At 69.4% G+C, this 25,776-nt stretch carries 27 protein-coding genes; 12 read left to right on the forward strand and 15 right to left on the reverse strand.

Annotation, left to right across the window (positions count from 1 at the left end):
- Window positions 1–11 precede the first annotated feature (11 nt).
- The 4 genes from IMZ11_RS32175 to IMZ11_RS32190 form a co-directional block, all read right to left on the reverse strand.
- The gene (locus IMZ11_RS32175) at window positions 12–884 is read right to left on the reverse strand and encodes a helix-turn-helix transcriptional regulator (protein ID WP_228646176.1); all 873 of its coding nucleotides are present in this window, start codon (window positions 882–884) and stop codon (window positions 12–14) included.
- A gap of 50 nt (window positions 885–934) precedes the next feature.
- A complete protein-coding gene (locus IMZ11_RS32180) occupies window positions 935–1,378 on the reverse strand; it encodes a S26 family signal peptidase (RefSeq protein ID WP_228646177.1) in 444 nt (147 codons plus the stop codon).
- 162 nt (window positions 1,379–1,540) lie between these two features.
- A complete protein-coding gene (locus tag IMZ11_RS32185) occupies window positions 1,541–2,371 on the reverse strand; it encodes a hypothetical protein (protein WP_228646178.1) in 831 nt (276 codons plus the stop codon).
- Between the two features lie 545 nt (window positions 2,372–2,916).
- Complete coding sequence (locus IMZ11_RS32190; RefSeq protein WP_228646179.1) at window positions 2,917–3,486, reverse strand: hypothetical protein; 570 nt, start codon at window positions 3,484–3,486, stop codon at window positions 2,917–2,919.
- A 483-nt stretch (window positions 3,487–3,969) separates the two neighbouring features.
- On the opposite strand from IMZ11_RS32190, the gene IMZ11_RS32195 reads away from it, so the two are divergent.
- Window positions 3,970–4,443 carry a hypothetical protein gene (locus IMZ11_RS32195; protein WP_228646180.1) on the forward strand — a complete coding sequence of 158 codons (474 nt, stop codon included), beginning with the start codon at window positions 3,970–3,972 and terminating at the stop codon, window positions 4,441–4,443.
- A gap of 208 nt (window positions 4,444–4,651) precedes the next feature.
- Here the strand turns inward: IMZ11_RS32195 and IMZ11_RS32200 are convergent, their stop codons facing one another.
- Window positions 4,652–5,116, reverse strand: a complete 465-nt coding sequence (locus IMZ11_RS32200) for a DUF1801 domain-containing protein (RefSeq protein ID WP_228646181.1) — start codon at window positions 5,114–5,116, stop codon at window positions 4,652–4,654.
- 180 nt (window positions 5,117–5,296) lie between these two features.
- Between IMZ11_RS32200 and IMZ11_RS32205 the strand changes: the two genes are divergently transcribed.
- The 6 genes from IMZ11_RS32205 (at window position 5,297) to IMZ11_RS32235 (ending at window position 10,809) form a co-directional block, all read left to right on the forward strand.
- On the forward strand, window positions 5,297–5,731 hold the full coding sequence (locus IMZ11_RS32205) for a helix-turn-helix transcriptional regulator (RefSeq protein WP_228646207.1): 435 nt from the start codon (window positions 5,297–5,299) through the stop codon (window positions 5,729–5,731).
- Between the two features lie 20 nt (window positions 5,732–5,751).
- Entirely contained in the window at window positions 5,752–6,165 is a 414-nt protein-coding gene (locus IMZ11_RS32210) for a VOC family protein (RefSeq protein WP_228646182.1), read from the forward strand.
- A 61-nt stretch (window positions 6,166–6,226) separates the two neighbouring features.
- Window positions 6,227–6,802: a VOC family protein gene (locus IMZ11_RS32215; RefSeq protein WP_228646183.1), complete on the forward strand. Its 576-nt coding sequence runs from the start codon at window positions 6,227–6,229 to the stop codon at window positions 6,800–6,802.
- Window positions 6,803–7,040: 238 nt separating this feature from the next.
- On the forward strand, window positions 7,041–9,629 hold the full coding sequence (locus tag IMZ11_RS46005) for an AAA family ATPase (protein ID WP_305075920.1): 2,589 nt from the start codon (window positions 7,041–7,043) through the stop codon (window positions 9,627–9,629).
- A gap of 73 nt (window positions 9,630–9,702) precedes the next feature.
- Window positions 9,703–10,296: a carboxymuconolactone decarboxylase family protein gene (locus IMZ11_RS32230; RefSeq protein ID WP_228646184.1), complete on the forward strand. Its 594-nt coding sequence runs from the start codon at window positions 9,703–9,705 to the stop codon at window positions 10,294–10,296.
- Window positions 10,297–10,413: 117 nt separating this feature from the next.
- Window positions 10,414–10,809 (forward strand): DsrE family protein, encoded by a 396-nt coding sequence (locus tag IMZ11_RS32235; protein ID WP_228646185.1) that lies wholly within the window; start codon window positions 10,414–10,416, stop codon window positions 10,807–10,809.
- Window positions 10,810–10,892: 83 nt separating this feature from the next.
- Here IMZ11_RS32235 and IMZ11_RS32240 read toward each other — a convergent pair whose 3' ends face one another.
- The 5 genes from IMZ11_RS32240 to IMZ11_RS32260 form a co-directional block, all read right to left on the reverse strand.
- Window positions 10,893–11,852 (reverse strand): YafY family protein, encoded by a 960-nt coding sequence (locus IMZ11_RS32240; protein WP_228646186.1) that lies wholly within the window; start codon window positions 11,850–11,852, stop codon window positions 10,893–10,895.
- A gap of 125 nt (window positions 11,853–11,977) precedes the next feature.
- Window positions 11,978–13,171 carry an ABC transporter permease gene (locus IMZ11_RS32245; protein ID WP_228646187.1) on the reverse strand — a complete coding sequence of 398 codons (1,194 nt, stop codon included), beginning with the start codon at window positions 13,169–13,171 and terminating at the stop codon, window positions 11,978–11,980.
- 38 nt (window positions 13,172–13,209) lie between these two features.
- Window positions 13,210–13,863 carry an ABC transporter ATP-binding protein gene (locus IMZ11_RS32250; RefSeq protein ID WP_228646188.1) on the reverse strand — a complete coding sequence of 218 codons (654 nt, stop codon included), beginning with the start codon at window positions 13,861–13,863 and terminating at the stop codon, window positions 13,210–13,212.
- Window positions 13,860–14,918 carry a peptidoglycan-binding domain-containing protein gene (locus IMZ11_RS32255; protein ID WP_228646189.1) on the reverse strand — a complete coding sequence of 353 codons (1,059 nt, stop codon included), beginning with the start codon at window positions 14,916–14,918 and terminating at the stop codon, window positions 13,860–13,862. Before IMZ11_RS32255 ends, IMZ11_RS32250 begins: the two co-directional genes overlap by 4 nt.
- Window positions 14,915–15,442 carry a hypothetical protein gene (locus IMZ11_RS32260; RefSeq protein ID WP_228646190.1) on the reverse strand — a complete coding sequence of 176 codons (528 nt, stop codon included), beginning with the start codon at window positions 15,440–15,442 and terminating at the stop codon, window positions 14,915–14,917. The genes IMZ11_RS32255 and IMZ11_RS32260 overlap by 4 nt, the downstream gene beginning before the upstream one ends.
- Before the next feature lie 87 nt (window positions 15,443–15,529).
- On the opposite strand from IMZ11_RS32260, the gene IMZ11_RS32265 reads away from it, so the two are divergent.
- A complete protein-coding gene (locus IMZ11_RS32265) occupies window positions 15,530–16,174 on the forward strand; it encodes a response regulator transcription factor (RefSeq protein ID WP_228646191.1) in 645 nt (214 codons plus the stop codon).
- The gene (locus tag IMZ11_RS32270; protein WP_228646192.1) at window positions 16,171–17,379 is read left to right on the forward strand and encodes a HAMP domain-containing sensor histidine kinase; all 1,209 of its coding nucleotides are present in this window, start codon (window positions 16,171–16,173) and stop codon (window positions 17,377–17,379) included. The genes IMZ11_RS32265 and IMZ11_RS32270 overlap by 4 nt, the downstream gene beginning before the upstream one ends.
- Before the next feature lie 223 nt (window positions 17,380–17,602).
- Here IMZ11_RS32270 and IMZ11_RS32275 read toward each other — a convergent pair whose 3' ends face one another.
- Both IMZ11_RS32275 and IMZ11_RS32280 read right to left on the reverse strand, forming a co-directional pair.
- On the reverse strand, window positions 17,603–18,694 hold the full coding sequence (locus IMZ11_RS32275; protein ID WP_228646209.1) for a HAMP domain-containing sensor histidine kinase: 1,092 nt from the start codon (window positions 18,692–18,694) through the stop codon (window positions 17,603–17,605).
- Complete coding sequence (locus IMZ11_RS32280; RefSeq protein WP_228646193.1) at window positions 18,687–19,382, reverse strand: response regulator transcription factor; 696 nt, start codon at window positions 19,380–19,382, stop codon at window positions 18,687–18,689. The genes IMZ11_RS32275 and IMZ11_RS32280 overlap by 8 nt, the downstream gene beginning before the upstream one ends.
- An 87-nt stretch (window positions 19,383–19,469) precedes the next feature.
- Between IMZ11_RS32280 and IMZ11_RS32285 the strand changes: the two genes are divergently transcribed.
- Together IMZ11_RS32285 and IMZ11_RS32290 are read left to right on the forward strand one after the other, a co-directional pair.
- On the forward strand, window positions 19,470–20,174 hold the full coding sequence (locus tag IMZ11_RS32285; RefSeq protein WP_228646194.1) for an ABC transporter ATP-binding protein: 705 nt from the start codon (window positions 19,470–19,472) through the stop codon (window positions 20,172–20,174).
- Entirely contained in the window at window positions 20,174–22,585 is a 2,412-nt protein-coding gene (locus tag IMZ11_RS32290; protein ID WP_228646195.1) for an ABC transporter permease, read from the forward strand. Before IMZ11_RS32285 ends, IMZ11_RS32290 begins: the two co-directional genes overlap by 1 nt.
- 119 nt (window positions 22,586–22,704) lie before the next feature.
- On the opposite strand, the gene IMZ11_RS32295 is transcribed toward IMZ11_RS32290, so the two are convergent.
- The 3 genes from IMZ11_RS32295 to IMZ11_RS32305 all read right to left on the reverse strand — a co-directional run bounded on the left by IMZ11_RS32295 (window position 22,705) and on the right by IMZ11_RS32305 (window position 24,812).
- The gene (locus IMZ11_RS32295) at window positions 22,705–23,526 is read right to left on the reverse strand and encodes an alpha/beta fold hydrolase (RefSeq protein WP_228646196.1); all 822 of its coding nucleotides are present in this window, start codon (window positions 23,524–23,526) and stop codon (window positions 22,705–22,707) included.
- A 174-nt stretch (window positions 23,527–23,700) separates the two neighbouring features.
- Entirely contained in the window at window positions 23,701–24,642 is a 942-nt protein-coding gene (locus tag IMZ11_RS32300; protein WP_228646197.1) for a DUF3040 domain-containing protein, read from the reverse strand.
- Window positions 24,639–24,812, reverse strand: a complete 174-nt coding sequence (locus IMZ11_RS32305) for a hypothetical protein (RefSeq protein WP_228646198.1) — start codon at window positions 24,810–24,812, stop codon at window positions 24,639–24,641. Before IMZ11_RS32305 ends, IMZ11_RS32300 begins: the two co-directional genes overlap by 4 nt.
- A 72-nt stretch (window positions 24,813–24,884) precedes the next feature.
- On the opposite strand from IMZ11_RS32305, the gene IMZ11_RS32310 reads away from it, so the two are divergent.
- Window positions 24,885–25,460, forward strand: coding sequence for a superoxide dismutase family protein (locus IMZ11_RS32310; RefSeq protein ID WP_228646199.1), 576 nt, complete (start codon window positions 24,885–24,887; stop codon window positions 25,458–25,460).
- Window positions 25,461–25,776 lie beyond the last annotated feature (316 nt).

A 25,776-nucleotide genomic window follows, 5' to 3' on the forward strand; every position in this document is an offset into this window, starting at 1 on the left:
AATGCGACAAATCAGGCACTACATTTGAGGAGTTCGTGCCCCAGCGAGGTGAGCACGTGCCGCACCGCCCGGCCCTCGCGGTAGGTGTCCACGAGCCCCGCCAGCCGCAACGCCGTCACGTGCTCGGACACCGTGGAGGCGCTCACCGCCAGCGACCTGGCCAGCTCGCCGGTCGCCAATCCGCCGCCGATCGAGCGCAGGACCCTGGCGCGAGCCTGTCCGACGACCTGGGCCAGGGCGTCCACCGACGCGGGGCGCTGGGTGCCCTCGTCGCTGACCGGATAGGCGATGACGGCCCTGCGGTCGCCGCGGGGCGGCGCCAGCGCGAGAAAGCAGCGGCTGGCGCACATCAGCGGCGAGAACGCCACGCCCCCGTCACCGAGCTCCACCGGCGACGGGCACATGCCCGAGGTGTCGATCTGCAGGGCGCAGCCGTACCAGCTCAGCCTGGGGGTGAGCCTGGACAGCGTGCGGCCGAAACCCCGCACGCAGATCAGCTCGGAATAGCGGTTCACGTGCGCACTCAGGCGGCGGCGTATCGCGTCCCACTCCGGGGCCACGCAGCTGGCATAGAAGGCGCGTAGCGCGTCGGCGACGTCGCCGAGACCGGGTTGGACGTCGAGCTCGTCGTTGAGCGTGCCCACCCCGGGTGGCAGCGGCAGGTCGGCCCAGAGAAAGCCGGACACGCTGTGCGGCGCGTGGTGGACACGTCGCACGAACGGCATGGCCCTGGCGGGCGTTCTGCGCGCCAGATCCCGCCACGGCGATCCGGGTACGGCGAAGCCGGGATGATGCAGGCACAGGGCGGCGAACAGGGTGTGGTGCAGCGGGGAGATGGTGAAGGTCGTCGCGGCCAGTCCTGCGGCAGAAAAGACCAGACGCATATCCCAGCCCCGTTGTCAGAAACGTCCGGACATAACGGAGTATGCGACTGTTAAGACGTACTAACAAGGGTGCGTAGGACGACCCCCAAAACACGGTCAGTTGGTACAAGTCCCCACAATCTCGAGTCCGCGCTGACCTCCCCGTCGCCCAGCACCACGAGCTTTCCGGGCGGCACCGTGGAGGGCAGCCCGGGGCACTCCGGTGGCACCGGTTCACCCGGCAGCGCCGCGACCCGCTTGACCACCCACTCGGCGGCCGCGACCTTGGGCAGCGGCCCCTCGCGCCACCGCATCCCCGGCCCGATCGGCTCAAGCACCACGATCTGCCCGCGCCTGACTGCCTTCCCGCGCAGCACCAGCAACCGGTCGCCGGGCCGCAACGCCGGCACCATGCTCTCCCCCCGTACGGTCACCACCGCCAGCCGGCGCCTGGCGAGGAACACGACAACGACCAGCAGAGCGGCGAACACGGCGATCACGGCGATCACGGGCATGGCGAGAGCGTAAGCGTCCGCCCTGTGGGGCTCAAGAATTCGAATCACTCTCAGCGGCTTGACCGGTCCCCTCTCATCGGTGTTGACCTTGAGTTTCAACCGCTGCTCGATCACCGTGGTCACCGAGTCGAGACCGGCTGGGCACGCCCTCACCCAGGGGGCTCAGGCGAACTTCACCTCTAGCCTGATCCTCTGGTTGGTCCCGCTCTGCTCGAAGTCAGAGGTGACCTGTGAACCGAAGGTGGGGCTGCCGGTCTGCTTCACCTGCAGCGGGTAGACCTTCCCACTGTTGGGGGAGTTGTAGGTCGCGGTGATCTTGTAGCGGCCCAGGGGCACATCGACCACCGCCCAGCCGCTGTCGGTGTAGACGGGCTTGCGGCCGGAGATGACCTTGCCGGTGCTGCCGTCGATCAGTGGGGTGATCGGGGTCATCGTCAGCCGCACGTTGTCCTGGTCGACGACCTCCTCGGGAACGTTGTCGAACCAGAGGTTCGTGGCAACCAGCCCGCCGTAGTAGCGGCCATCGGCGCCCGGACGCTTGCCGGTAATGCGCCAGGTGAAGTCGCGGACGGCTCCGGCGCTCGCCCGGAAGGAGTCGGTCGAGGAGGGCTCAAGGTCGAAGGTGTACTGAGAGCCGTGGTACTGACAGGTCACCGATGCGCTGGCCACCCAGGACGACGGCTCGTGCGGCAGTCGCGAGTGGTAGGTGCCGTTGTTGTCGCTGTGCAGCACGATGTTGCTGTCGTAGTAGCGCTGGTCTCTCACCACGATCTTGACGCCCTCGACCGGCTTGCCCGCCGAGTTCACTACCTTGCCCTTCACGACGTAGTGCTCTGTGGCGCCGACCGCCTCGACCGCGCCGACCGCGCCGACCGCGCCGACCGGGTCGACCGGGTCGACCGGGTCCGAGGCGCAGCCGAGCGCTGTGCTCAGGGCGAGCGCCGTCCCCGTCCTGGCCAGGATCGACCGAGTTTTCGCTTCCCAGATGCGCATGTTTCCCCTGTCAACGAACTCCCGTTGCCCGACTGAGGGGCAACATGATCACTTTTTTCACTGGGCCCTGAGAATCGGCTGCAACGCCACTGGGAACGGGCAGGCCACGTCAGGAGGTCCCGGCAATATCGGCGAAGTTTTCAACGGATATGCAGGCCAAAGCTTCCTTTCCCGAAATGGTTACGCGATGAAGTAGATATCTGCCGCTCAGCCGGTCTTCTCGGCGTCCGTGGGAGCCAACCTGGGAGCCAAAGGTGTGGGCCTGTCCAGCAGTGCCCGGGGATCGCTTCCGTCGCCGCGCGCTTGTCGCCCTCGATCAGATGTCCGTAGAGGTCTTTCGTGGCGAGCTTCGAGAACAGTGGGAGATCGCAGGTCAACCGCCTTACGAGCCGTGATCCATGCAATTCCCAAGCTGACAGCGGGGTCGATTCCCATCACCCGCCCCAAAGTCAAAGGTCCAGGTCAAGGGGCGCATCCCAACCCAGGACTTGATCCGTTTCTGCGGGCCTTCTTCACTCGACCAGTCGGCAGGAGACGGCCGGACCTCAGAAGGCGCTCACCGGGTGATCCGGATCGAGCGGTCGCCCGGTCTCGGGGTCCAGGACGACCACCTGCCCGCGCCATAGTGCCCGATCATCGTCCGGCCCGTCGTCCAGGCGCACGTGCGAGGTATCGACCCAGGTCACCATGGGCAGGCCGTCAGCGTGTTCGGAGCTGAAGCGCTCCACCAAGGGCCACTCACGCGTCAGCAGGCCGTCGTTCTTGCGGACCACGAGCGCCCAGTCGGGGATGATCCAGCCGTCGTACAGAGCACGCACCTCCAGTCCGCTGCCGGTCGGGCCGGGGATCTGGGCATACACCTGCCGGTTGTTCACATAGGTGACCAACCCCATCGTCATCCAGATCATCCCAAGCGCGATGGCAGGCCCGCGGAGCCCTCCCCTGAGGACGAGCGCCCCGGAGACGATGATCAGGCTCGTGGCAAGGGTGCCCAGCAGGACCGGCCGGTCGAGGACCGTGTAGTGCCCGACGGCGCCGACCAAGGCGCTCGCCACCGCAAGGACCGCCAGGACGAAGAGGACACCGGCGGCCCATGCACGTAGATGCGAACTCATGGCGGCACGCTAGGGACCGGGACTTGTGGTCCACTGGAAAGGAATGGGAGCGCGGACCGGGTCCGCGCTCCTGCCTGTCCGGTAGATCCTGCGTGACGACACCGGCGACGACCGCGGGGCCGCCCTCGTGGAGTTGGTGGGGTTGCGTCCACTGACGTGGTGTCCAGCAGTCGCGTACAGCGACGCCCTCTCACGTGATCGCATGCTGCCGACCTGCGCTCATTGGCTGAGCGGGGGACGTTTCTGGCGAGGCGGCAACCCCTTGAAGATCGTGGGCCGGCGGGCGGGCTGCCGGTCTGCCGGCGATCTGGGCGTTCTTGGTTCTGGTTGACGACAACGCTGATGTGCAATGCAGTCAGCCGATACGAGGTCTTCGCAGGCCGGTCAAATGAAATGATCGCCGGTGGAGCCACAGCCACAGGGCATTCAGGGATGATCAGGCGTACCTGTTGAATGAACGCGCAAGGCACTAATCTCTTGATCATGAAGCGCTCGACGATTGCGGTGCTTGTGGTCGTCTGTATGGGGTTGGGCGCTGTCTTGGTCGCTCCTATCGCTCTCTGGGTATTGACCTATGGATGCACCGCTGATGATGACCGGCTCGCCGCCTCCCTGGCCACGCTCAGCATCCTCGACGCTCGTCCGGTGAACGCGACACCGCTTGAGGGGCGCAGCAGCTCTTGCGAGAACGACGACCGGATCACGACCGTCTGGCAGACCTACCGTCTCTCAGGTCCGCGAGCCGACGTGTGGTCCTTCTATCGGGACATCGCGATCAAGGATGGGTGGATGCCCCCTCCGGAGGATGACGGTGAAGGGGTGGTCTGCTTCACTAAGTCCATCGACGGGAGGGACGTTGAACTCTCCGTGAGGTTCGTGGACGCGACGGGAGAGAAGCACGGCGATGACTACGACGTAGACGTGAGCTCTTCCGTGGATGGCGGGGGCTGGTGTTGACACCGCGGGTCTCTGAACGCTTTGAACCTCGACCGCCGGCTACGGGATGTGGGGCTGACGGCAACGGTGACGACAACGTCGGCCACCATGAGCGCCCAGCGGCGTTCGTGGAGCACCGCTGACCGGAAGTACGGCGTCGGCTCCCGCGCTTTCGCTGTGCTCGCTGAGTCGGTTTGATCGGCATACCCTCTACCGTCGAGGCGGTGCCTCAGCTCACGGCCTTCTTGACGAGGGCGGTGATCGTCTTCGCGGCTTCGTCGCTCAACTCGGTCACAGCGAAGGACGTGGGCCACAGGCCGCTGTCGTCGGCGAGGTTTGCTTCGGCGGTGAAGCCGAAGGTTGAGTAGGGCTCTTTGTCCGTGTTCCCGCTACGGAAGAAGCACACAACCTTCCCCTTTCTGGCGTAGGCCGGCTGTCCGTACCACAGCTTCGGTGACAGCTCTGGGGCGTTGGTGGTGACAATGGCGTGGATGCGTTCGGCCATTGTGCGGTCCGACGGCTCCATCTCCCCGATCTTCGACAGCACATCGAGTTCCTCGGCGGCTGCCTTGTTGCCACGACCGGGGTTCGCCTCCTTCTTCAGTTCCGCGGCGCGCTGCTTGATGGCAGCACGCTCTTCCTCGGAGAAACCGTCCGTACTTTTCTTGCTCTCCGCGCTGATGTCCGCGCTCACCGCTGTCACTCTCCTCGTCGTCATTGGAGTGAAGTGCTTGTGACGCTAGCCGTGCTGCGAAGCCGGCGCTTCTCGATTCTTGATCGATGCTCGCCCCGTGCTTCTGGGACACACCTCGTCGCACGGGCCCACACTGCTGGCTGTCGCCCGCGCGGCAGGCGAGATGGAACGATGGTGCGCATGGGTCTCGGGCGTGCGGAGGCGCAACGGTTGCATGACATCGCCGTGATCCGTCGTGTCCGAGACCGGATCGATCGTGAGTACGCCAAGCCGCTGAACCTTCAGGCGCTGGCCGCTGGGGCGCACATGTCGGTCGGGCACCTGAGTCGAGAGTTCCGTCGCATCTATGGTGAGTCTCCGTACTCGTATCTGATGACCCGGCGGATCGAACGGGCGATGACGCTGCTGCGTCGCGGAGACCTCAGCGTCACGGAAGTGTGTTTCGAGGTGGGTTTCTCCTCGCTGGGTACGTTCAGTACGAGGTTCACCGGACTGGTCGGCGTGCCGCCGAGCGTCTACCGGCGTGACCATTCCCAGGCCGCGGCGGGTATTCCGCCGTGTCTGAGCAAGCAGGTGACCAGACCGGTCAAGAATCGAGAAGCCCGCGCCCGGTAGTCATGCGTAGCGTGCCGGGCATGAACGTCACCATTCAGCACGTCTTCCTCCCGCACACCGACCCCGAGGCCGCTCTGGGTTTCTATCGCGACATCCTGGGCTTCGAGGTCCGGGCCGATGCGGGCTACGAAGACATGCGGTGGATCACCGTCGGCCCGGTCGGACAGCCCGGCACCTCCATCGTGCTGCAACCGCCGGCGGCCGATCCGGGCATCACCGATGAGGAGCGCCGCACCATCTTGGGACTCATCGCCAAGGGTGCCTACACCGCCGTCACGCTGGCCACCGACGACCTCAACGGGCTGTTCGACCGTCTGCAGGCCGCAGGGGCCGATGTGGTCCAGGAACCCATCGACCAGGACTACGGAGTCCGTGACTGCGCCTTCCGTGATCCCGCCGGCAACCTCATCCGGATAACCGGCGCACCTGCCTGAGCCGGCCCGCACGACTCTCACACCGAATCAACCGCCCCCCGAAAGCACGGAGGAACCACCGATGCCGCTCTCCGTCGACATCATCACTCTCGGTGTACCTGCCGCCACAGCCAAGGGCGCGACGGTCATCAAGCCGGCGAGGAAGCAGCTCTTCGGTGAGTTCACCGCCGTCTACCAGGCACCGGACGGGGCCGTGTGGAAGCTGGCTGCGGCCTCCAAGAAGGACACCGATCCCGTCCCCGACCCGCCGAAGCCGACCGAGTCCGCCATCTACCTCGGCGTCGCCAAGCCGATGGCATCCAGGGCGTTCTATGAGGGGCTGGGCATGAGCGTCAACCACGACTACGGCGACAAATTCCTCGACTTCGCCATCGCCGACGGCGTGTGTCGGCTGGGCCTGCTGCCACGCAAAGCCCTCGCCAAGGACGCCGGCGTCGACGAGCACGGCGACGGCTTCTCGGCGCTCGTACTCACCCACATCGCCGCTTCCCGTGACGACGTCGACGCTCTTCTCGCCGCCGCGGACTCTGCCGGCGGCCGGGTCACCGCCGCAGCGGCCCGAACCGACCGGGGCGATTACGCCGGGCACTGCACCGACCCCGACGGCTACCACTGGAGAATCACCACACCCGGCTGACCGCGACGGATCGATCGGCGGCCGGGAAGTCCTTCAGGATGAGCAGGCACGATCTCAAGGCCCGGCCGATCTACCATCACAAACGCGAATCCATCGACGCACACCTGACGATCGTGTTCGCCGCCCCGACGGCGACGTCGGCCCCGAACTCAGCCCCGCCTGAGAAGTGCAGGTACTGAACAGCACAAACGCCCCGAGCGATCATGCCTTGAGGCGTTTTGACTTTACTATCGTTCGCATGGAGCTGTGGGAGCGTTCCGGGACGCTGGATCTCCTCGGCGACCTTCTGCGTGAGAGCGCCCGCGGCGGTCGCGTGGCGGTGGTGGCCGGCGAGGCCGGGATCGGCAAGTCCGTGCTCGTGACCGAGTTCGTCCGGCGATGCGGGCCGGCGGCGTGGGTGCTCTGGGGCGGTTGCGACCGGTTGATCACCCCACGGGCCCTTGGTCCCCTGCACGACATCGGCCGCCAGACCAGAGGCGTCCTGGCCAAGCGGCTGAACGCCGGAGCCACGCAGGAGGAGCTCTTCACGGCGTTTCTGGACGAGCTCTCCGGCCCGCCGCAGCGCCCGCGCCCGGTCGTTGTCGTGGAGGACGCCCACTGGGCCGACGAGGCCACACTCGACTGGCTGATCTGGTCGGGCCGACGGATAGGCCGGATGTCGGTCCTGTTCGTGGTGACCTACCGTGACGATGAGGTGGGTGCCGAGCACCCCCTGCGGGGCGCCCTTGCGACCCTGCCCGGAGCGATCACTCGACGCGTGTCGCTGTCGCCGCTGTCGCGGGAGTGCGTGGCGGATCAGGCGTACCGGACCGGGCGGGATCCGGAACTGGTCTACCGGTTGTCCGGCGGCAACCCGTTGCTGGTGACCGAACTGTTGAAGGCGGAGGGGCGGGCGGTGCCGGCCACCGTGCAGGACCTCGTCCTGGACCGGCTGCGGCTGTTGCCGCGGCCCGCCCGGGAGCTGGCCCACCTGGTGTCGGTGATCCCGACTCGCGCCGACGCCGCCGTCGTGGCGGGAGTGCTGCCGGACCTGGTCGACGTGTGCGTCGACGCCGGGGTGCTCGTGCCGTCCGGTGGCGGTGTGTCGTACCGTCACGAGTTGCTGCGGAGTGCGGTGGAGGACGCGCTGTCGCCCGCGCGCCGCGCCGCGCTGCACCGGCGGGTGCTGGGCGTGCTGGCCGGGGTCCCCGGGGTCGACCCGGGCCGCCTGGTCCACCACGCTACGCAAGCGGGGGACGAGGCCGCGGTCCTACGGTACGGGCAGGTGGCGGGCGCCGGCGCCGCCCGGCAGGGCGCCCATCGAGAGGCGGCGGCACACTATCGGGCGGCGGCCGTGTACGCGGACCGGCTACCGGACCAGCAGCAGGCCGAGCTGCTGGAGGCATACGCGTTCCAGGCGTACCTGGCCGGGCTGGCGGAGGAGGGGTTGCAGGCCCGGTGGGCGGCGCTGGCCGTACGGGAGAATCTGCGGCAACCCGAACAGGCCGGTGAGAATCTGCGCTGGATCTCTCGGTTGGCCTGGTGGGCGGGGAACGCGGGGCAGGCCTGGGAGGCGGCCGCGCGGGCGATCACGGTCCTCGAGACCGAACTGCCGGGCCGGCAACTGGCCATGGCCTACAGCAACCGGTCCCAGTTGCACATGCTCGCGGGCGAGGGGGAGGCGGCGATCTCGTGGGGAGAGCGGGCGCGAACTCTGGCCGTTCGGCTGGGGGATGTGGAGACCTCCGTCCACGCTGAGATCAACGTGAGCACCGCCCGGCTCACGGGCGGTGCTGAAACCGCGGCCGCGGCGCTGCGGGAGGTGCACGAGCGCGCCTCAACCCTCGGGCTGGCCGATCACGCCGCCCGGGCACTCGTCAACCTGGCGACCTCGCTGGTGCAACTGGCCGAGTACGAAGCCGCCGCACCGGCGGTCGAACATGCGCTGGCGTACGCCACCCAACAGGACCTCGACGGCTACGTCCAGTACCTGCTCGGGGTGCGGGCGGGGGTGCGGCTGGTGCGGTGCGACTGGGCCGGCGCTCTGGCCGACGCGGACGCGGCACTGGATCGGCCGGTCCGAGCCGGGGTCGCGGTGGTTCCCGCGCTGCTGGCGCGGGGCCGGATTCAGGCGGCCCGCGGCGAGCGCGAGGCGCGGGTCACGCTCGACGAGGCCGCCCGCCAGGCCGAACGCACCGGTGAGGTGCAGCGGGTCTGCCCGGTGGCGGCGGCCCGCTCGGAGTACTTCCTGCTGTACGGCGATGCCAGGCGTGCCGCCGAGGAGGCCCGGCACGGCCTGGACCTGGCCGTCAGGGCGAACCATTCGGTTTACATCGGGGAGCTGGCCTACCGGTTGTGGCGGGCCGGTGATGCCGGGTCGCCCGGTGCGGGGGCCCGGCCGTACCAGATGATGATCGACGAAGACTGGGCCGCCGCGGCCGCGGAGTGGGCGCGGCGCGGGGCGGCGTATATGCGCGTCGAGGCACTGGCGGGCGGTGATCAGGGCGCTGCGGCCGAAGCCTTGCGGGTCCTGGACGAGCTGGGGGCCACGCGGGTGGCGGAGCGGTTGCGTGCGGAGCTGAGAAGGCGCGGTTTCACTCAGGTGCCGCGTGGCCCTCGCCGGACGACGGCCGCCAACCCCGGCGGCCTTACGCTGCGTCAGGCGGAGGTGCTCGCGCTGCTGGCCGAAGGGCTGTCCAATGCCGAGATAGCCGGGCACCTGTCGTTGTCGGTCAAAACCGTCGACCATCACGTTTCCGCGGTGCTGGACAAGCTCGGTGTGGCCAACCGGGGCCAGGCGGTTGCTGCGGCGCACCGGCTGAACCTCGTCCGGAAGCCCGCAAAATAGGGAGTTCTCCCCAATCGCGGATCGTCGCGAGGACCTACCGTTCTGCGCTGAGATGCCGTCCCAAGGGGGAGACATGAGTTTTCTCAGCACACCTGGCGAATCGCCGCTTTACGAAGCTGAGCGGCCCGCCCGGGGATACGTGCCCAACTATCTGAGGGTGCTGGCACTGCGGCCAGAGGTTTATCACGCATGGCTGCGGCTCGGGGAGGTGGTCAGGGACGGTATGGATCCGCGCCGGTACGAACTGGTCACCCTGACGGCCGCCCGCCGCCTCGGTTCCACGTACTGCGGTCTCGCGCACGCGGCCGCGCTGCTTGAGCGGTTCTACGATGACGCGGCCCTGCGGGCGATCATGGCTGACCATCACGATGCGGGGCTGGCGCCGGTGGATGTGGCGGCCATGGACTTCGCGGACCGCGTCGCCGCCGATCCCGCCGGCGTGGCTGAGGGGGACATCGAGGTTCTACGCGGGCATGGCCTGGCCGATGCCGACATCTTCCAGATCGTCCTCGCGGTCTGTCTGCGCCGGTTCTTCAGCGGCATCCTGTCCGCGGTCGGCGCCGTCCCGGATCCGGTCTTCCGCGAGCTGCCCCCAGATGTCCGGGCGGCCGTCGGGGCAACCGATGAGGCCTTTTCACGCCAGCGGGGCGACGCGGGCGGCTCGTAGCTCAATCCGCTCTGGATGTCCCGATGACTTCCACCGACTGGCCCCGGTGCCGAGCGGGCAGGTTCGCCGACGGCGTGGTGGACCGCTACCCGCTCCCCGACTCACTGGCACGGATACATGCTCTCGACGACGGACAAGGAGAAGATCATGGCCGGAAAAGCCGTCATCAGCCTGACAACCGGACTGGAGGACCCTGAGCGGGTCACTGTGGCGTTCCTGGTCGCGCTCGGCGCGGCCGAGCAGGGCCGTCCCACGCTCATGTTCCTTACCAAGGAAGCAACCCGGCTGGCCCTGGACGGCGTCGCCACCGCAGTCGCATGTGACGGCTGTCCTCCACTGGCCGACCTCGTAGCCCGGTACGCCAAGGCAGGCGGGCGATACTTCATCTGCCCGATCTGCTTCGAGGCGCGCGCGCTCGACAGGCAGCGGCTCATCGAGGGCGCGGAATTGGGCGGGACCATCCCGATGTGGCAGTGGATCGGCGACGAGGGCGCGACCACTTTCAGCTACTGACCAGTTCCCTGCTGCCGATGCCGACGGCAACCTTTGGAGCGGTCCGTATCGCGTCGGCGGCGGCCCGCGGAGGGCGACAACTCTCAGGACGACACTCCGTAGCGGGTGGCGATCGCGGCGGCGCGGTTGCGCAGGGAGTTGCGCAACCATTGCGGGGCCAGGGCTTCCGCGTTCGTGGTGAGCTGCCACAGCGCCCATTCGGCGTGTCTCGGATCTTGGAAGGTCACCTCCAGCCGCAACCAGCCGTCTGAGTCGGCTTCTTCGGTGTGGACGGCCAGCGCGGTGCCCACCAGGTCCTCCCGCCGCGCCGGGTCCACCCGTACCAGCACGGTGACGTGGTCGCCGCCGGTCCGAAACCGCGTGCTGCGTTCCTGCCAGGCCCGGTCCAGATCGATCCGGTCTGGTCGCTGTGCGGGTTCGGCGAGTTCCTTGGCGGCCAAGACCCGGGACAGCCGGTAGGTGCGGTCCGCGCCAGACCTCGTGGCCAGCAAGTAGCCGCGGTCGCGAACGGTGACCAGGCCGATCGGGTCCACCGTGCGCCACTTCGGGGTCTGGTCCACAGCCGCGTAGTGGATGCGCAGCTTGTGTCCGGCGAGGACCGCGCGCCGGACCTCGGCCACTACGGTGTCAGGCACCTCCTCAGCGACCAGCCCACGCGAGAGGAGGTCGGTCTCCGGGTCGATGAGCAATCGCTCGGCCGCGCCGGCGGCGGTGTCCCGGTAGCTTTCGGGTAGCGCGTCAACCACCTTGAGCATCGCCGACGCGAGTGCCGAGCCGAGACCGAATGCCCGCGCGCCGCGCCGCGATCCGGCGATCAGCAGCGCAAGGGCCTCGTCGTGGTTCAGTCCGGTGAGCTCGGTCCGGAAACCGGGTAACAACGCGAAACCGCCGTGCCGGCCGCGTTCGGCGTAGACCGGGACGCCCGCTGTGGACAGCGCCTCGATGTCGCGCAGCACGGTGCGGGTGGATACCTCCAGCTCGCGGGCCAACGCGACCGCGGACAGCCGACCGTGCTGCCGCAGCAGCAGCACCAGCGAGACCAACCGGTCGGCGGGTCGAGCTCGAGGGGACCGCCGTCGCGTGATGCGACCTCGCCGCCTCCGGCAGGGCCGCCGGAGACGGCACGAGTATCTCGAGTTGAAACTCCATTGATCAGGAGGGTAAAGGGTCACGGTGTGGCGAGGGCCTCGGTGGGGGAGAGGTGGGCGGCCCGCCAGGCTGGGTAGATGCCCGCGCAGCAGCCGATCACCATCGTGGCGGCCACGCCGCCGGCGCCCGCCCACGCGGGTACCACCGTCGGCCAGCCCTGGTACGACGAGTACGCCCCCGTCACCGCGATCCCGAGCAGCGCGCCGCCGGCGCCGCCGAGCGCCGACAGCAGCAGCGACTCGGTGAGGAACTGGATGCCGACATGCCCGCGGGTGGCGCCGAGCGACCGCCGCAGGCCGATCTCCGCGCGCCGTTCGAGCACCGAGATGACCATCGTGTTCGCCACGCCCACGCCGCCGACCAGTAGTGCCACCGCGCCGAGGCCGAGCAGCAGCCCGGTCAAGGCCGTGTCCGTGGCCTGCTTGGCGGCGAGCGCGTCCGACGGCCGCGACACGTCCACTTCGTTCGGGTTCTCCGGGTTGGCGGTGGCGCCAAGGACCGCCTTCACCGCCAATACGGCGTCGTCCCGCGCACGGGTGTAGATGGTGGTCGGATATCCGTCGAAGCGCAGGGTGGATTTCGCCACCGGCCAGCCGACCAAGGCCGCGAAGTCCAGTTCCGGCGCGAGGGCGACCGGGCGCAGGACGCCGACCACGGTGAACCACTGGCCTCCCAGCCACACTTTCACGTCCGGGGTGGCCCTGACGACGCCGAGGCGCTTGGCCGCCGACGCCCCGAGCACCACGGCCGGGTACCGCGCGGTGGCCGCGTTGAGCCACGTGCCGTTGGCCACGCCCGCGCCCACCGTGCCGAGCAGGTCGGTCCGCGCGGCCATCACCGTCAGGTTGCCCGTCTCGCCCGGCGGGACACGGTCACTCCGGTACACGTTGACGGTGGTCAGCGTCCCCGTGGCCGTCGCCGAGAGCACCGGGCCGATCCGGCCTATCATCGCCACCGACTCGTCCGGCAGGTGCGACTGCCCGCCCTGGAGGGTGTGCCCGGGGGACACCCGCAGGAGGTTCGTGCCGAGCGCGGCGAGCTGCCGGTTGAGGCTCTCCCGGCTGGAGCTCGCGATGCCGACCACGCACACCATCGCGGCGATGCCGATCGCGATGCCGAGCGCGGACAGGAACACCCGCAGCGGCCGGGCGCGCAGACCGGCGGCGCCGACCCGGAAGGCGTCCGCGGGCGAAAGACGCGACGGTGCCGTCATGGGAGGACCGTCTGCGGGCGAGAGACGCGACGGCGCGGTCATGCGACCACCTGCCCGTCGCGTACGTGCACCAGGCGGTGCAGCCCGGCCGCGATGTCCCGGTCATGGGTGATCACCACGACGGTGGTGCCGGTGGAGTGCAGGTCCACCAGCAGCCGCATCACCTCCGCGCCCGAGGTGGAGTCGAGGTTGCCGGTCGGCTCGTCGGCAAGCAGCACAGGCGGGTCGCCCACCACCGCGCGGGCGATGGCCACCCGTTGCTTCTCCCCGCCGGAGAGCTCGTGCGGGCGGTGGTCCAGGCGGTCGCCCAGCCCCAGGCGCTCCAGGGCGGCGGTCGCCCGGCGGCGTCTCTCGCGCAGCCGTACGCCGGCGTAGAGCAGGCCGTCGGCCACGTTGTCCACCGCCGGCACGCCCGCCGCCAGGTGGAACTGCTGGAACACGAAGCCGACGGTGCGCCCCCGCAGCGCCGAGAGCCTCCGGTCCGGCAGTTGGGACACGTCGGTTCCGGCGATCGTCACCGTCCCGCTGGTCGGCAGGTCCAGCGCCCCAATGAGATGGAGCATCGTCGACTTGCCCGAGCCGGACGGGCCGACGACGCCGACCAGGTCGCCGGCGTCGATCGTCAGCGACACGTCGCGCAGCGCCTGGAAGCCGCCCGGGTAGGTCTTGCCCACTCCGTTGAGGACGATCATTCGGGCACCCCCACGAGCGTGCCCTCGATGATGCCGTCACCGCTGACCTCCACCCGGCCGTCGCCGAACATGCCCAGCCGCACGGGCACGTACCGGCTGGTGGAGCCGCTCACCACCTGCAGGCCGTACCCGCCCTCGGCGAGTACGGCCAGCGCCGAGACGGGGACCGTGAGCACGTCGCGTACGCTGTCCGACACCAAGCTGACGATGACCGGGGCCTGGTCCAGCCTGCGGATCTTCGACTGGTCCCGGAGGGTCACGGCCACGGTCACGTCGATCGTCGCGGGACGCTGCTCGTTCTGCCCGGAGGCGGCCACGGCGCCCACCTTGGCGATCCTGCCCTTGATGGTCGTGCCGTCCGGGAGTTGCACCGTTGCGGGCAGCCCCCGCCGGACCAGGGTTTGCAGTGCCACGTCCAGGGCGATGCTCACCATCTTCGTGGTGCCGGTGTAGGCGAGTATCGGCCCGCTCGCGGGGTTGCCGAGCGGCCCGGTGAGTGACGACACCCGTATGGCGTTGGGCGCGATCACCACGGAGGCCGGGTCGAAGACCCCGGTCTGGGTCAGTCCCAGATCCTGCTGCCACTTGCGTACGGCGACCGCCGTGGCCCAGGTGTACCGGCGGTCCACGGTCAGACCCGGGTAGCCGAGGGCGGCCAGGTTACGCTCCACCTCCTCGACGTCCCTGCCGGCGTCCCCGATGCGCAGCTGCCGGTAGAGCGGAAGCCTGCCGTAGAACAGCGGCACCGGGTCGTCGTCCGCCCGGTAGACCGACCGGCCGCGTTTGATCGTGGCGCCGAGGCGCGGTAGCCAGGTGAGGGTGCCGGAGCCGCGTCCGGCGACGGTCACCGACGCCCCATAGCCCAGCACCCCGTTCACCTGCTGGCTCCGGGTCAACGTGGTCCGGGTGACCGGAGCGACAGCGGGAAGTGCCCTGGTGGCGCTCGACGAGGCCACCGGGCGCTTTCCGCCGAAGCCGATCGCGGCGGCCGTCACCACCGCGACCGCCAGCAGAGCCGACCCGCCCACCAGCGCCGTCCGGCTCGGCCGGTTCACTTCTTCTCCTTCTGTTCCTGGGGCAGCTTGTCCTTGCAGGCCTTGATGGCCGCCTTGTAGACCGGGTCGCTGTCGAGCTGCGCCCGGGTGACGTTCGCGAATCGGCCCTTGATCACCAGGTTTCCGTCGGCTGGGGCGGGATCGGTCATCTCGATGTCGTGGGCACGCATGCACACGGCGAAGGCCCGGAGCTGCTCCAGTTCCTCTCGTGGGGGGCCCTGCTCCCGTTGCCCCTCCGGGAGGAAGCGCTGGCACGCCAGGTAGGCGGTCCGCCACGCGCGTTCTAACTCGCCGCTCGGCGGAATGAGCCTGAGAGGCTCGTTCGGGCCCAGATTCGGCATGTTCTGGCCGTGCTCCCGCATGCACCTCACGAAGGCGGCTGGATCGCCGACCGCGGATGCGGACGGGCGTGCGCTTGCGGTGCTGGTGTTCGCCGAGGCGATGCCGGTGCCCTCGGGGGCCTTGGTGCAGGCGGCGACCGCCAGCCCACACAGCAGGACGGGGATCACGAGAATTGGTCTCATGCCGTCGAGGTGTACGTCCCGGCCGGTGACAACACCGCTACGTCCGATGTCGGACCGATGTCATGCCCGGCGACGCAGAATGACCTCATGCGCGTCCTGGTGGTCGAGGATCACGTCACGCTGGCCCAACGGATCGCCGAAGGGCTCCGCGATGCCGGGATGGCGGTCGACGTGGTCAACGACGGAGCGGCCGCCATGGTCGAGGCGGCCTCCACGGCGTACGACGTGATCGTGCTCGACCGAGACCTGCCCGAGGTCCACGGCGACCAGGTGTGCCGGTCGCTGGCCGGCGGCGACGCCCGCATCCTGATGCTCACCGCGGCGGCCGAAGTCGACGACCGGGTCGACGGGTTGGAGCTGGGCGCCGACGACTACCTGGGCAAGCCGTTCGCCTTCCACGAACTGGTCGCCCGGATACGCGCGCTCGGTCGCCGCGCGCCGTCCGCGCCGCCGATCGTGCGCCGCGGCGACCTGGTCGTGGACCGGGCCCGGCACCGCGCGAGCCGCGGCACCCGCGCGCTGTTGCTCACTCGCAAGGAGTTCGGGATCCTGGAGATGCTCATGGCCGCAGACGGCGGCGTGGTCAGCAGCGAGGAACTGCTGGAACACGTCTGGGACGCCAACGCCGATCCGTTCAGCAACATCGTCTCGGTCACGATGACCCGGTTACGTCGCAAACTCGGCCCGCCGCCGGTGATCGAGACCGTCGTCGGACGAGGTTACCGGCTGTGACTCGGCCGCGCCTCACCATCCGGGTCCGCCTGACACTGCTCTACACCGGCCTGTTCGCGGCGTGCGGGGCGATCGTCGTCGCCATCACCTACCTCCTCGTGTCCGGGCTTTCCGAGATCCAAGGCGCGACGCGCCAGACGGAGAATGCCGAGCAGTTCCTCACGTACTGCAGGCAGACCCTTCGCGTGGACGCCGACCCCGAGCTTCGGCTCAAGTGCGACCTGACCTACCTGGAAGGCGTCGTGGCCGGCGCGGCGGGCCAGCGCGAGGCGACCCTGTCACACCTGCTGCAATACTCGCTGATCACCCTCGTGGTGGTCACCCTCCTCGCCGCGCTCGCCGGGTGGATCGTCGCCGGGCGGGTGCTGCGTCCGGTCCACCGCATCACCGCGGCGGCGCGCGCCGCGTCCGAGCACAACCTGTCGGCGCGGGTGTCGCTGACCGGCCCGCGTGACGAGCTGCGCGAGCTGGCCGACACTTTCGACGACATGCTCGGCCGCCTACAGGCCGCGTTCGAGAGCCAGCGGCGGTTCATCGCCAACGCCAGCCATGAGCTGCGCACGCCACTGACGGTCATGCGCGCCACCGTCGACGTCGTCCTCGGCAAACGGGCGCCCACGGAGGCGGAGCTGCTGGGCATGGGCCGGGACGTCCGGGTCGCGGTCGACCAGGCCGAGGCGGTCGTCGAGGCCCTGCTCACCCTGGCCCGCAACGAGCGCGGCCTGAGCGTCCGGGAGAAAGTCGACCTGGCCACCGTGGCCGAGGACGTCCTCGACGACGTCCACCTGGGTGACCTGCGGCTACACGTGTCGCTGCGGCCGGTGGCGACGTCGGGTGATCCGGTGCTGCTGGAACGGCTCGTCGCCAACCTGGTCGACAACGCCCTCCGCTACAACGTGCCCGGCGGCGATGTCTGGCTCGCCACCTCCGCGTCGAACGGCCGGGTCACGCTTTCGGTGACGAACACCGGCCCGGTCGTCCCGGCGGATCGCGTCGACGCCCTCTTCGAACCCTTCCAGCGACTACACGATCGCACCACGTCCGACGGCTTCGGACTGGGGTTGGCCATCGTGTCGTCCATCGCCGCCGTACACGACGGCGCCATCACCGCCGCTGCGCGCCCGGCCGGTGGCCTGTGTGTCACCCTCACGATCCCAGCGGCCGAGCCTGCACCGTACGAGCAGTCGTCAGACCACGCCCGTTGATCGGGCGACCCAGGTCTCGCCGCCACATCGACGCGGGCGGCCCAAGCCTGAGGGCCGGAGCCGGCGGCGGCGTCTGCGCGCACAGGTCGTCCTCCGCTTACTCCGACGGCAACCTGACGGCAATGCGCCCTGCCAGAGGCACACCCTGGGCGCCATCAAGCACTCTCCAGCCCCAGCTCCTCGACGGGTCTTCCGGTGTGAGCCGGGATGGGCGGCCTGATCGTCATCTGCCGGTGTGCGGTGGTGCGGCGGGTAGGCGCACCGTGACGCGGAGCCCGCCGGCGGGGCGGGGGGTGAGGGTAAGGGTTCCGTCGTGTGCCTGGGTGATGCTTTTGACGATTGCCAGGCCGAGGCCGACACCTGCGTGGTCGGTGCGTATGCGTTCGGTGCCGCGCTGAAACGGCGCGACAAGCGTGGAGACCAATTGTGGGGCGAGTTTCTCGCCGGTGTTCTCGACAGTGAGCACCACAGTCTTGGGGTGAACGCTGGTCCTGACCCACACGGTCCCTTGTTCGGGCAGGTTGTGGACGATCGCGTTGTGCACGAGGTTCGTCGTCATCTGCAGCAGGAGTGCCGGCGACCCGATGGCCGGGGTGATGTCAGTGGAGGTATCGATGGTGACGCCGCGTTTCTCGGCGAGTGGGAGCAGTGTTTCGGTGGCCTCTTCTACGACCAGGGACAGGTCGACGGATTCTCGGGTGAAGGACCTCTGGTCAGCGCGGCTGAGCACGAGTAGCGCCTCGGTGAGGTCGATCGCTCGCGCGTTGACGGCGTGAAGGCGGTCGACGAGTTCGCCAGGGTCTTGGGTCAGATCGTTGCGGGCCACGTCGAGAAGTGCCTGCGAGATGGCAAGCGGGGTGCGCAGTTCGTGGGAGGCGTTGGCGGCGAATCTCCGCTGTTCGGCGACGTGTGCTTCGAGCCGTACGAGCATGGCGTCGAAGGCGTCGGCGAGCTCGCGGAACTCGTCTTTGCGGCCTTCCAACTGGATCCGGTGGGAAAGTGACCCGTTCGCGGCCTTGCGTGTGGCGTCCGTGATGCGGGCCAGGGGGGCGAGCATCCGGCCGGCGAGAATCCACCCTCCCACCAGACCGAACACCAGCAGGAACGCCAGCACGACGGCCGCGGCCGGAGCGAAGGTACTCAGGAGGAGGTAGCGGTTGGGCGCTACGCCGAGAAGGCCGGGCCAACCGTCGGGTACGTAGCGCAGCAGGAACACCCACACGGCAGCGAGCAGCAGGGCGCCGGCAAGCATGAGGAACCCGGCGTAGCTGAGGGTGAGTTTGAGGCGAACGCTCAACCCGGGCACCCTATCCACGGTCCCCTCCCTCACGTCCGGTGTCGGGTTCCGTGTGGACGCGGTAGCCGACGCCGGCCACCGTGGCGATGATCCCGGGTTCGCCGAGCCGTTTGCGCAGGGCCGAGACAGTGATGCGTACGGCGTTGGTCATCGGGTCGGCGTTCTCATCCCACGCTCGCTCCAAGAGTTCCTCGGCGCTGACGACACCGCCTTCGGCGGCGACGAGGACTTCGAGCACGGCGAACTGTTTCCGGGTGAGCGCGACGTAGCGGCCATCACGGTAGACCTCGCGGCGGAACGGATCCAGACGCAGGCCTGCGATCTCTCGTACGGGTGGTCTGTTGTGCGCGCGCCTGCGGTCGAGTGCTCTGAGACGCAGCACGAGTTCTCGGAGTTCGAAGGGCTTCGTGAGGTAGTCGTCGGCGCCGAGTTCGAACCCGGAGGCCTTGTCGTCGAGCCGGTCGGCAGCGGTGAGCATGAGGATGGGCATGCCGCTGCCGGAGGCGACGACGCGTTTGGCGATCTCGTCGCCGGAGGGGCCGGGGATGTCGCGGTCGAGGACGGCGATGTCGTAGGCGTTGATGCTCAGCAGTTCCAGAGCTGTGTCACCGTCACCGGCGATGTCGGCGGCGATCGCTGCCAGGCGTAGGCCATCGCGGATGGCTTCTGCCAGGTAGGGTTCGTCCTCGACGATCAACACGCGCATGCTTCCGAGGCTAGGAGCCGGGGCATATCGCCGGCGTATCGAAAACCGCATACGTGCTGACAACACCACGCTGCCTTGACTGGCGGCATGACGACCACCACCCAGCAGGCCACTCAGGAAACCGTGGCCGCCAGCGCGCGGAACCTGACCAGGACCTACGGCCAAGGCGACGCCCAGGTGCATGCCCTGCGGGGCATCGACCTCGACCTCCCACGAGGCAGGTTCACCGCGATCATGGGGCCGAGCGGGTCGGGCAAGTCCACGCTGATGCACTGCCTGGCCGGACTCGACCGGCCCAGCGACGGCACCGTCACCGTGGCGGGCACCGACCTCGGATCACTCGATGACGACGCGCTCACGATCTTCCGCCGCGAGCGCATCGGCTTCGTGTTCCAGTCGTTCAACCTGCTGCCGATGCTCACCGCGGGCGAGAACATCGTGCTCCCGCTTGAGCTGGGCGGACGCCGGATCGACGACGCGGCACGGGAGCGCGCGCGCATGCTCGCCGATATCCTCGGCGTGGCCGACAGGCTCGGCCACCGGCCCGCGGAGTTGTCCGGCGGTCAGCAGCAGCGGGTCGCGATCGCCCGGGCCCTGATCACTCAGCCGGACCTGCTGTTCGCCGACGAGCCCACCGGAAACCTGGACAGCACCACGTCGGCGGAGGTGCTGGACCACCTGCGCCGGTCGGCGCGCGAACTCGGCCAGACCGTCGTGATGGTCACCCACGAGCGGGACGCGGCGGCGTACACCGACTACGTGGTCACCATGCAGGACGGGCGGATCGTCTGATGCGTACCGTCTTCCTCGCGTCGCTGCGCACCCACATCCGCAGGTACGTCGCAGCGGCGGTCGCCGTCGCCGTCGCAGTCGCCTTCGTCGTCGTGGTCGGCGTGCTCACATCCGGGGCACAAAGCGGACTCATGGACGGCCTGGGGGCGCCGTACCGCAATGCCGACCTCGTGGTCTCGGCGGCGGGGTGGCCATCGTCCGAGCTGAACCCGAAGGCCGCGATCGCATTCACCGAGCGACACGGTGAGAACGCGGCCGCGACCGGCAGGGCGACGCTGCCGGCGCGCACGGGCGGCCGGCGGCTCTCCGATACGACCGTGGGGCCGATCGCCACCTCGGAGGAGTGGCGCTGGCAGGAGCTCAGCTCGGGTCGCTTCCCCGCACGCACGGGCGAGGCGGTGGCGGACGTGTACTTCGCCCTGGCCGGAAATATCGCGGTCGGCGACCGGGTTCGGATCGGCGAGGGCGCCGCCGCGCGCGACGTACGGGTGGTCGGTCTCGTGGAGTCGCCCTCGCCCCCGGCCCAGGCCTCGATGTACGTCACCTGGCCGCAGTTGCTGCAGTGGCGCGACCACCTCCATCTGAACGCGGTGGCGGTGCGCGGGGAGGCAGGTCAGCTCCCGGAAGGCGCGAAGGCGCAGTCGCCGGAGGGGTTCGCCGCGGAGCGGCTGACCTATGTCCAGAACAGGGTGAACAGCTTGTCGGTGATGCTGCTGTTGTTCGCCGGCATCGCGCTCTTCGTCTCGGTCCTGGTCATCGCGAACACGTTCTCCATCCTGTTCGCGCAACGACTCCGCGACTTCGCACTGCTGCGCTGCGTCGGCGCGACCCGGCGGCAGGTGGTGCGTTCGGTGCGCCGGGAGGCGGCCGTCGTCGGGGTGCTCGCGTCGCTGACCGGGACACTGGTCGGCGTCGGTCTCGGCTACGGGCTGATCGCCCTGATCGGCGCCCTCACACCCACCGCCCTGATGGGCGCCGCCGAGTTGCCCACGCTCTGGCTGCTGGGCGGGTTCGCCGTCGGACTGGTGGTCACCATGGTCGCGTCCTGGTTGCCGACCCGGCGTGTGGTCCGGGTGAGCCCGCTGGCGGCGCTGCGCCCGGATGCCGCGGTCGACGTGCACACGGCCACCGGCCTGGTGCGGCCGGCGCTCGCTGTGATCCTCCTGGTCACCGGGCTGGGCCTGCTCGGGGTGGCGATGGTCCAGGACAGTACGGCGCTCATGGTGGCAGGCGGAGGATCGGTGTTCGCCGGCGTACTCCTCTTCGGGCCGGTGCTCGTTCCCCGCCTGGTCGGGATCACCGGCGCGCTGCTCGGCCCCGCCGGGCGGCTGGCGACCAGGAACGCTGTGCGCGATCCGCGGCGGACCGCCACCACCACTGCCTCCCTGCTGGTCGGCGTCACCCTGACGACCGCCGTACTCACCGGGATGGCCACGTGGCGTTCGTCGCTGGATGAGCAGATCGGTAGGGACCACCCCATCGATGTCGCGCTCACCTCGCCCAAGGAGCCGGTCACCACTGACCTCCTCAACCGGGTACGTCACACTCCGGGTGTGGAGCAGGCCATTCCAGTGGACGGCGCCGTGGCCCGAGTGGCCGGGCTCGACGAACCGATCCCGGTTGTCACCGCGCCGGACGCGGCGCACGTGGCCCGCGACGACGGGGCGTTCGCCCGGGTGGAGCCGGGGAAGATCAGAATCGATTCCGAGGCTTTCGGCAAGAACCTGAGTCTCCAGCCCGGTGACCGGGTCACGGTGCGCGTCGGCGACCGGCGAGCCGAGTTGCAGGTCGCCGTCGGCACCGGCTGGGGCCCGGCGGGCGTGGTCGCGCCCGAGACGCTGGCGACGCTCACCGACGCCCCCGAGCCGCATGCCATCTGGATCCGCGCCTCCTCCGGCGCCGACCCGGCTCGACTCGGCGGTGACCTGGACGAGCTGGCGGATCCGGTTGGCGCGACGATCGAGAACGGGTTGCGGACCTGGGAGTCGCTGGACCGACAGCTGGGAATCTACACCTGGTCAGCGCTCGGCCTGCTCGGCATCGCCGTCGTGATCGCCCTGATCGGGATCGCGAACACCCTGGGGCTCTCCGTACTCGAACGCGTCCGCGAACACGCGATGCTGCGCGCGCTCGGGCTCACCCGCAGGCAGCTGCGGCGGATGCTGGCGACCGAGGCAGTGCTCCTGTCGGTGGTGGCCACCCTGCTCGGCACCGTGATCGGCGTCGGGTTCGCCTGGGTCGGCTACGAGACGATTGTGAAGCGGGCTCTCAGCGACGCCACCATGCGCGTCCCCTGGCTATCACTCGGCGTCGTCGTCCTCATCGCCGCCCTGGCCGGACTCCTCGCCGCTGTTCTCCCGGCACGCCGGGCCGCCCGGGTGACTCCGGCCGCAGGGCTGTCCCTCGACTGACACCTTCGTCGATCGTTACCGGCCTCTCACAAGCGCCCGGGAGTAGGGAGCGCGGAAGTGAATCGCTCCGGCTTCGATGGAGGCTCCGATATGCCCTGATTCGGAGGTTCGCGCCGGTCCTACACGCGGGCGAAGAAGTCCAACACCAGCGGCGTGATCTGCTCGCCGGCCTCGATCGCGCCACCGTGGGCGTACCCGATGATCTCCGTGAACTCCCCGTTGGCCATCTGCGCGGCGGCGGCCCGACCGGCCCGAGGCGGGAACATGAGGTCGTGCTCCAAGGCGAGCACCAGCGCCGGTCGCGTGATCTTCGGCCACCGTTCCGCATGGTCCACATCCAGCATCCACTCGATGCACGCCAGGTACTGGCCTCGGTCGCCGGGGGTGTCCCACTGCTTCGCCGAGATCAGTTCCGCCCAGGCGCTGACCTTGCTGTCGTCGTCGCGCAACACCTGAGCCGGAAGGGCGTTCATGAGGTTCTCGGCGAGATAGAACTCCTGCGCCACCGGTCCGTTGGCGAACATGGCCCGCATCGCGGAGAACCATGCCCGCTGGTACGCCGTCGTCGCACCCGCGCACCCCAGGAGCACCACGGCCCGAACGAGATCCGGCCTGCTCGCCGCCAGGTGCTCAGTGACGAACCCGCCCTGCGACAAGCCCATCACCCGCACATCCGACCAGCCCAGATGCTCCATGACCCCCGCCGCGTCGGCAGCCAGGTCGGCGATGGAGTACCCGCCGTCAGGAGCGGAGGACTCACCCTCTCCACGGGGGTCCACCGCCGCGACCTGGTAGCCGGCCTCGACCAGCGCCGGGAGCTGCATCATGTTCCACACGCCGCGCGGCATGCTCGTACCGCCCAGCAGCACGACCGGCTCGCCCTCAGCGGGCCCGTGCACCTCGAATCCGATCGCGGTCCCGCCGATCTCCACGGTTGCCATGGGACACCTCCTGATCTTTTCCAACGGGTGAGGCGATCAGGAGTTCCGTGATCACGGCCCAGGGCGAAGGATCACCGGCCGCCCGCGGGCGCCCCGAGATCTGAGGCCATGTCCGGCGGCAGGCCGGCGAGCACGCACTCTGAGGTGCCCATGGCGAAGATCGCCGCGAGACGGTCACCGGCGCGTCGTCAGCGGTGTCTCCTTCCGGTCCCTCGTAGCATCCTGGTGCCGGGCGGCTCCACGGCGGAGGAGTCCCCACGACAGGACGGTCAGACCCCAGACAAGGGCTGCGACGCCCCAGATCGTGCCGGGGCTCGCCGCGTGGTCGGGGTAGGCCATGGCGAGGGCACCGAAGCCCATCGAGGCGATACCCGACGTGGTCGCGGGAATCGGGTGACCCCAGGCGGCCAACGCGATCAGCGTGATACCCAGGGCCGCCTGCATCGGCCAATGGTCCAGCCCCATGGTGATATCTATCGGTTCGCGGCCTTCCGAGGCGGCCCCGATCATGTCGGCGGCGTACCAGGTCCAGGGAAGCGCCGCCGCCGTCGCGAGCACCAGCGGCAGCCGGGATCGGGAATCCGGGACGGCGCCCCATCGGCTGAGGACGACGGCGAGTGTCACAACGGCGCCCACGACGCCCAGCCACGCCGCCGATGCGGCTGCGCCGAGCACCAGAGCCGTGGCCGCTCCCGCGAACGGGACGGCGGCAAGCACGAGATGCCAAGCCCGCGGTCGGCCCGTGGTCGTCCAGCCGCGGAGCATGGCGGCGAGCAGTCCCGCGCAAAGTCCCAGGGCGGCGGTGACCGTCAGGAATTCCGGCCGGCCGGAGAGTACTCCGGTGAGCCCGATCACCGCCCCGACGACGACCACTTCCCCGAGAGCCGCGGCCCGCGCCGCGGGATTGAGGAAGATGACGAGGAACGGCACGGCCACCAGCAGGGAGAGCACCAGCCCCCAGCCGCCCTCGAGCACCGCCGCCTGGATGAACGAGGGCGACGGGGCGACGATGGGGACCGCGAGGTCCACCGTCCCGAACCCGGGGAAGACGGCGGCTCCGAGCGCGAAGCAGAGGGCGAGGACGCGTGCGGGCCATGCGAGACGGGGCGCGTTCATGAGGTCCGTCCTCCGGCGAGGCGGTTGAGACAGGCGTCACGGGATCCGGCCGGCGCGTCCCGGCTGACGACGTGGGTGGGGAAGGCGCCCTGGGCCCTCTCGCCCGTCGCCGGTTCGGCGAGGTGCGGGCGTCGCAGCATGGCCGCGGACAGGATGATGAACTCTCTCACGCCGAACTTGTCGGAAAAGAGGGGGAAATGGGTTCTATGAACCGGTGATGTCCCCTACGGCGACAGAAGGGCATGAAAACCCTGAAGACAACGACGTGCGCGTTGGTCGTGGCAGGCGTGGCCCTGTCCACCGTGGCATCGGCCTCGGCCGACTCGGGCCCCGAACACGGTCGCCACAAGCGGACCGTCCTCGCACGGGGGACCTTCGTTTCCCCGGCCACCGCGCGCAACGCGTTCACCTATGAGCCGGCCACCGTGCCCGCCGGTGCGCGGGCCAAGGTGTTCGCGGCATATCCCTCCAACGGCAAAACGACCGTCCGCCTCGCCGTCCACGGCCTCCTCCCGAACCGGAAGTACGGCGCGCACGTCCACGTCAACCCCTGCGGGGCCACCGGCTCTGCCGCAGGAGGCCACTTCCAGCACGAGCCGAGCGCCGACCCCTCCGCGGCCAACCCCGCCAACGAGATCTGGCTCGACTTCACCACCGATCGTCGCGGCAACGGGTCCGCCTATGCGGTGCAGAACTGGCAGTTCGACTCACGTCGGCCGGGTTCCGTCGTGATCCATGAGCAGCACACCAGCCACGGAGACCCGCCGCCCCCGGGGAGCGCCGGCGCGCGGCTGGCCTGCCTGACGGTTCCGTTCTAGGGAGCGATCTCCGCTCTGCTGCTCGCCCTGTCCGGTGTGCTCGGTCTGATCGTGCCGGGCATGCGACCGGTCGTACTCGGCCTGACGCGGCGGCGACGGCGGTGCGTCGTCTGTCAGTCGTCGGGCGGGTGACGGCGCCGTCCACATGGTACGACCCGAGCCCGGCGGCTGTGACGTGCCGATCACGGCCGAGGATGTACGGCACGGCGCCGCGGCGGTATCCACCGATCGGTGGATTTTCGGGTCAGCAGCATTCACGGATGAGTATGGCCGGCAGATCGATTCGCTCCGGGCGCAGGCGAAAGATGCTTGAGCC

Source organism: Microtetraspora sp. AC03309 (assembly GCF_020826795.1).
Classification (GTDB): Bacteria; Actinomycetota; Actinomycetes; order Streptosporangiales; family Streptosporangiaceae; genus Microtetraspora; species Microtetraspora glauca.

Bases quoted from the DNA above. Each gene is read 5' to 3' on its own strand.
- IMZ11_RS32185 (WP_228646178.1), bottom strand. From the start codon at position 2,371: ATGCGCATCTGGGAAGCGAAAACTCGGTCGATCCTGGCCAGGACGGGG.
- IMZ11_RS32190 (WP_228646179.1), bottom strand. From the start codon at position 3,486: ATGAGTTCGCATCTACGTGCATGGGCCGCCGGTGTCCTCTTCGTCCTG.
- IMZ11_RS32205 (WP_228646207.1), top strand. From the start codon at position 5,297: ATGGGTCTCGGGCGTGCGGAGGCGCAACGGTTGCATGACATCGCCGTG.
- IMZ11_RS32180 (WP_228646177.1), bottom strand. From the start codon at position 1,378: ATGCCCGTGATCGCCGTGATCGCCGTGTTCGCCGCTCTGCTGGTCGTT.
- IMZ11_RS32265 (WP_228646191.1), top strand. From the start codon at position 15,530: ATGCGCGTCCTGGTGGTCGAGGATCACGTCACGCTGGCCCAACGGATC.
- IMZ11_RS32195 (WP_228646180.1), top strand. From the start codon at position 3,970: ATGAAGCGCTCGACGATTGCGGTGCTTGTGGTCGTCTGTATGGGGTTG.
- IMZ11_RS32230 (WP_228646184.1), top strand. From the start codon at position 9,703: ATGAGTTTTCTCAGCACACCTGGCGAATCGCCGCTTTACGAAGCTGAG.
- IMZ11_RS32210 (WP_228646182.1), top strand. From the start codon at position 5,752: ATGAACGTCACCATTCAGCACGTCTTCCTCCCGCACACCGACCCCGAG.
- IMZ11_RS32310 (WP_228646199.1), top strand. From the start codon at position 24,885: ATGAAAACCCTGAAGACAACGACGTGCGCGTTGGTCGTGGCAGGCGTG.
- IMZ11_RS32290 (WP_228646195.1), top strand. From the start codon at position 20,174: ATGCGTACCGTCTTCCTCGCGTCGCTGCGCACCCACATCCGCAGGTAC.
- IMZ11_RS32245 (WP_228646187.1), bottom strand. From the start codon at position 13,171: ATGACGGCACCGTCGCGTCTTTCGCCCGCGGACGCCTTCCGGGTCGGC.
- IMZ11_RS32285 (WP_228646194.1), top strand. From the start codon at position 19,470: ATGACGACCACCACCCAGCAGGCCACTCAGGAAACCGTGGCCGCCAGC.
- IMZ11_RS32250 (WP_228646188.1), bottom strand. From the start codon at position 13,863: ATGATCGTCCTCAACGGAGTGGGCAAGACCTACCCGGGCGGCTTCCAG.
- IMZ11_RS32300 (WP_228646197.1), bottom strand. From the start codon at position 24,642: ATGAACGCGCCCCGTCTCGCATGGCCCGCACGCGTCCTCGCCCTCTGC.
- IMZ11_RS32295 (WP_228646196.1), bottom strand. From the start codon at position 23,526: ATGGCAACCGTGGAGATCGGCGGGACCGCGATCGGATTCGAGGTGCAC.
- IMZ11_RS32175 (WP_228646176.1), bottom strand. From the start codon at position 884: ATGCGTCTGGTCTTTTCTGCCGCAGGACTGGCCGCGACGACCTTCACC.
- IMZ11_RS46005 (WP_305075920.1), top strand. From the start codon at position 7,041: ATGGAGCTGTGGGAGCGTTCCGGGACGCTGGATCTCCTCGGCGACCTT.
- IMZ11_RS32280 (WP_228646193.1), bottom strand. From the start codon at position 19,382: ATGCGCGTGTTGATCGTCGAGGACGAACCCTACCTGGCAGAAGCCATC.
- IMZ11_RS32260 (WP_228646190.1), bottom strand. From the start codon at position 15,442: ATGAGACCAATTCTCGTGATCCCCGTCCTGCTGTGTGGGCTGGCGGTC.
- IMZ11_RS32215 (WP_228646183.1), top strand. From the start codon at position 6,227: ATGCCGCTCTCCGTCGACATCATCACTCTCGGTGTACCTGCCGCCACA.
- IMZ11_RS32235 (WP_228646185.1), top strand. From the start codon at position 10,414: ATGCTCTCGACGACGGACAAGGAGAAGATCATGGCCGGAAAAGCCGTC.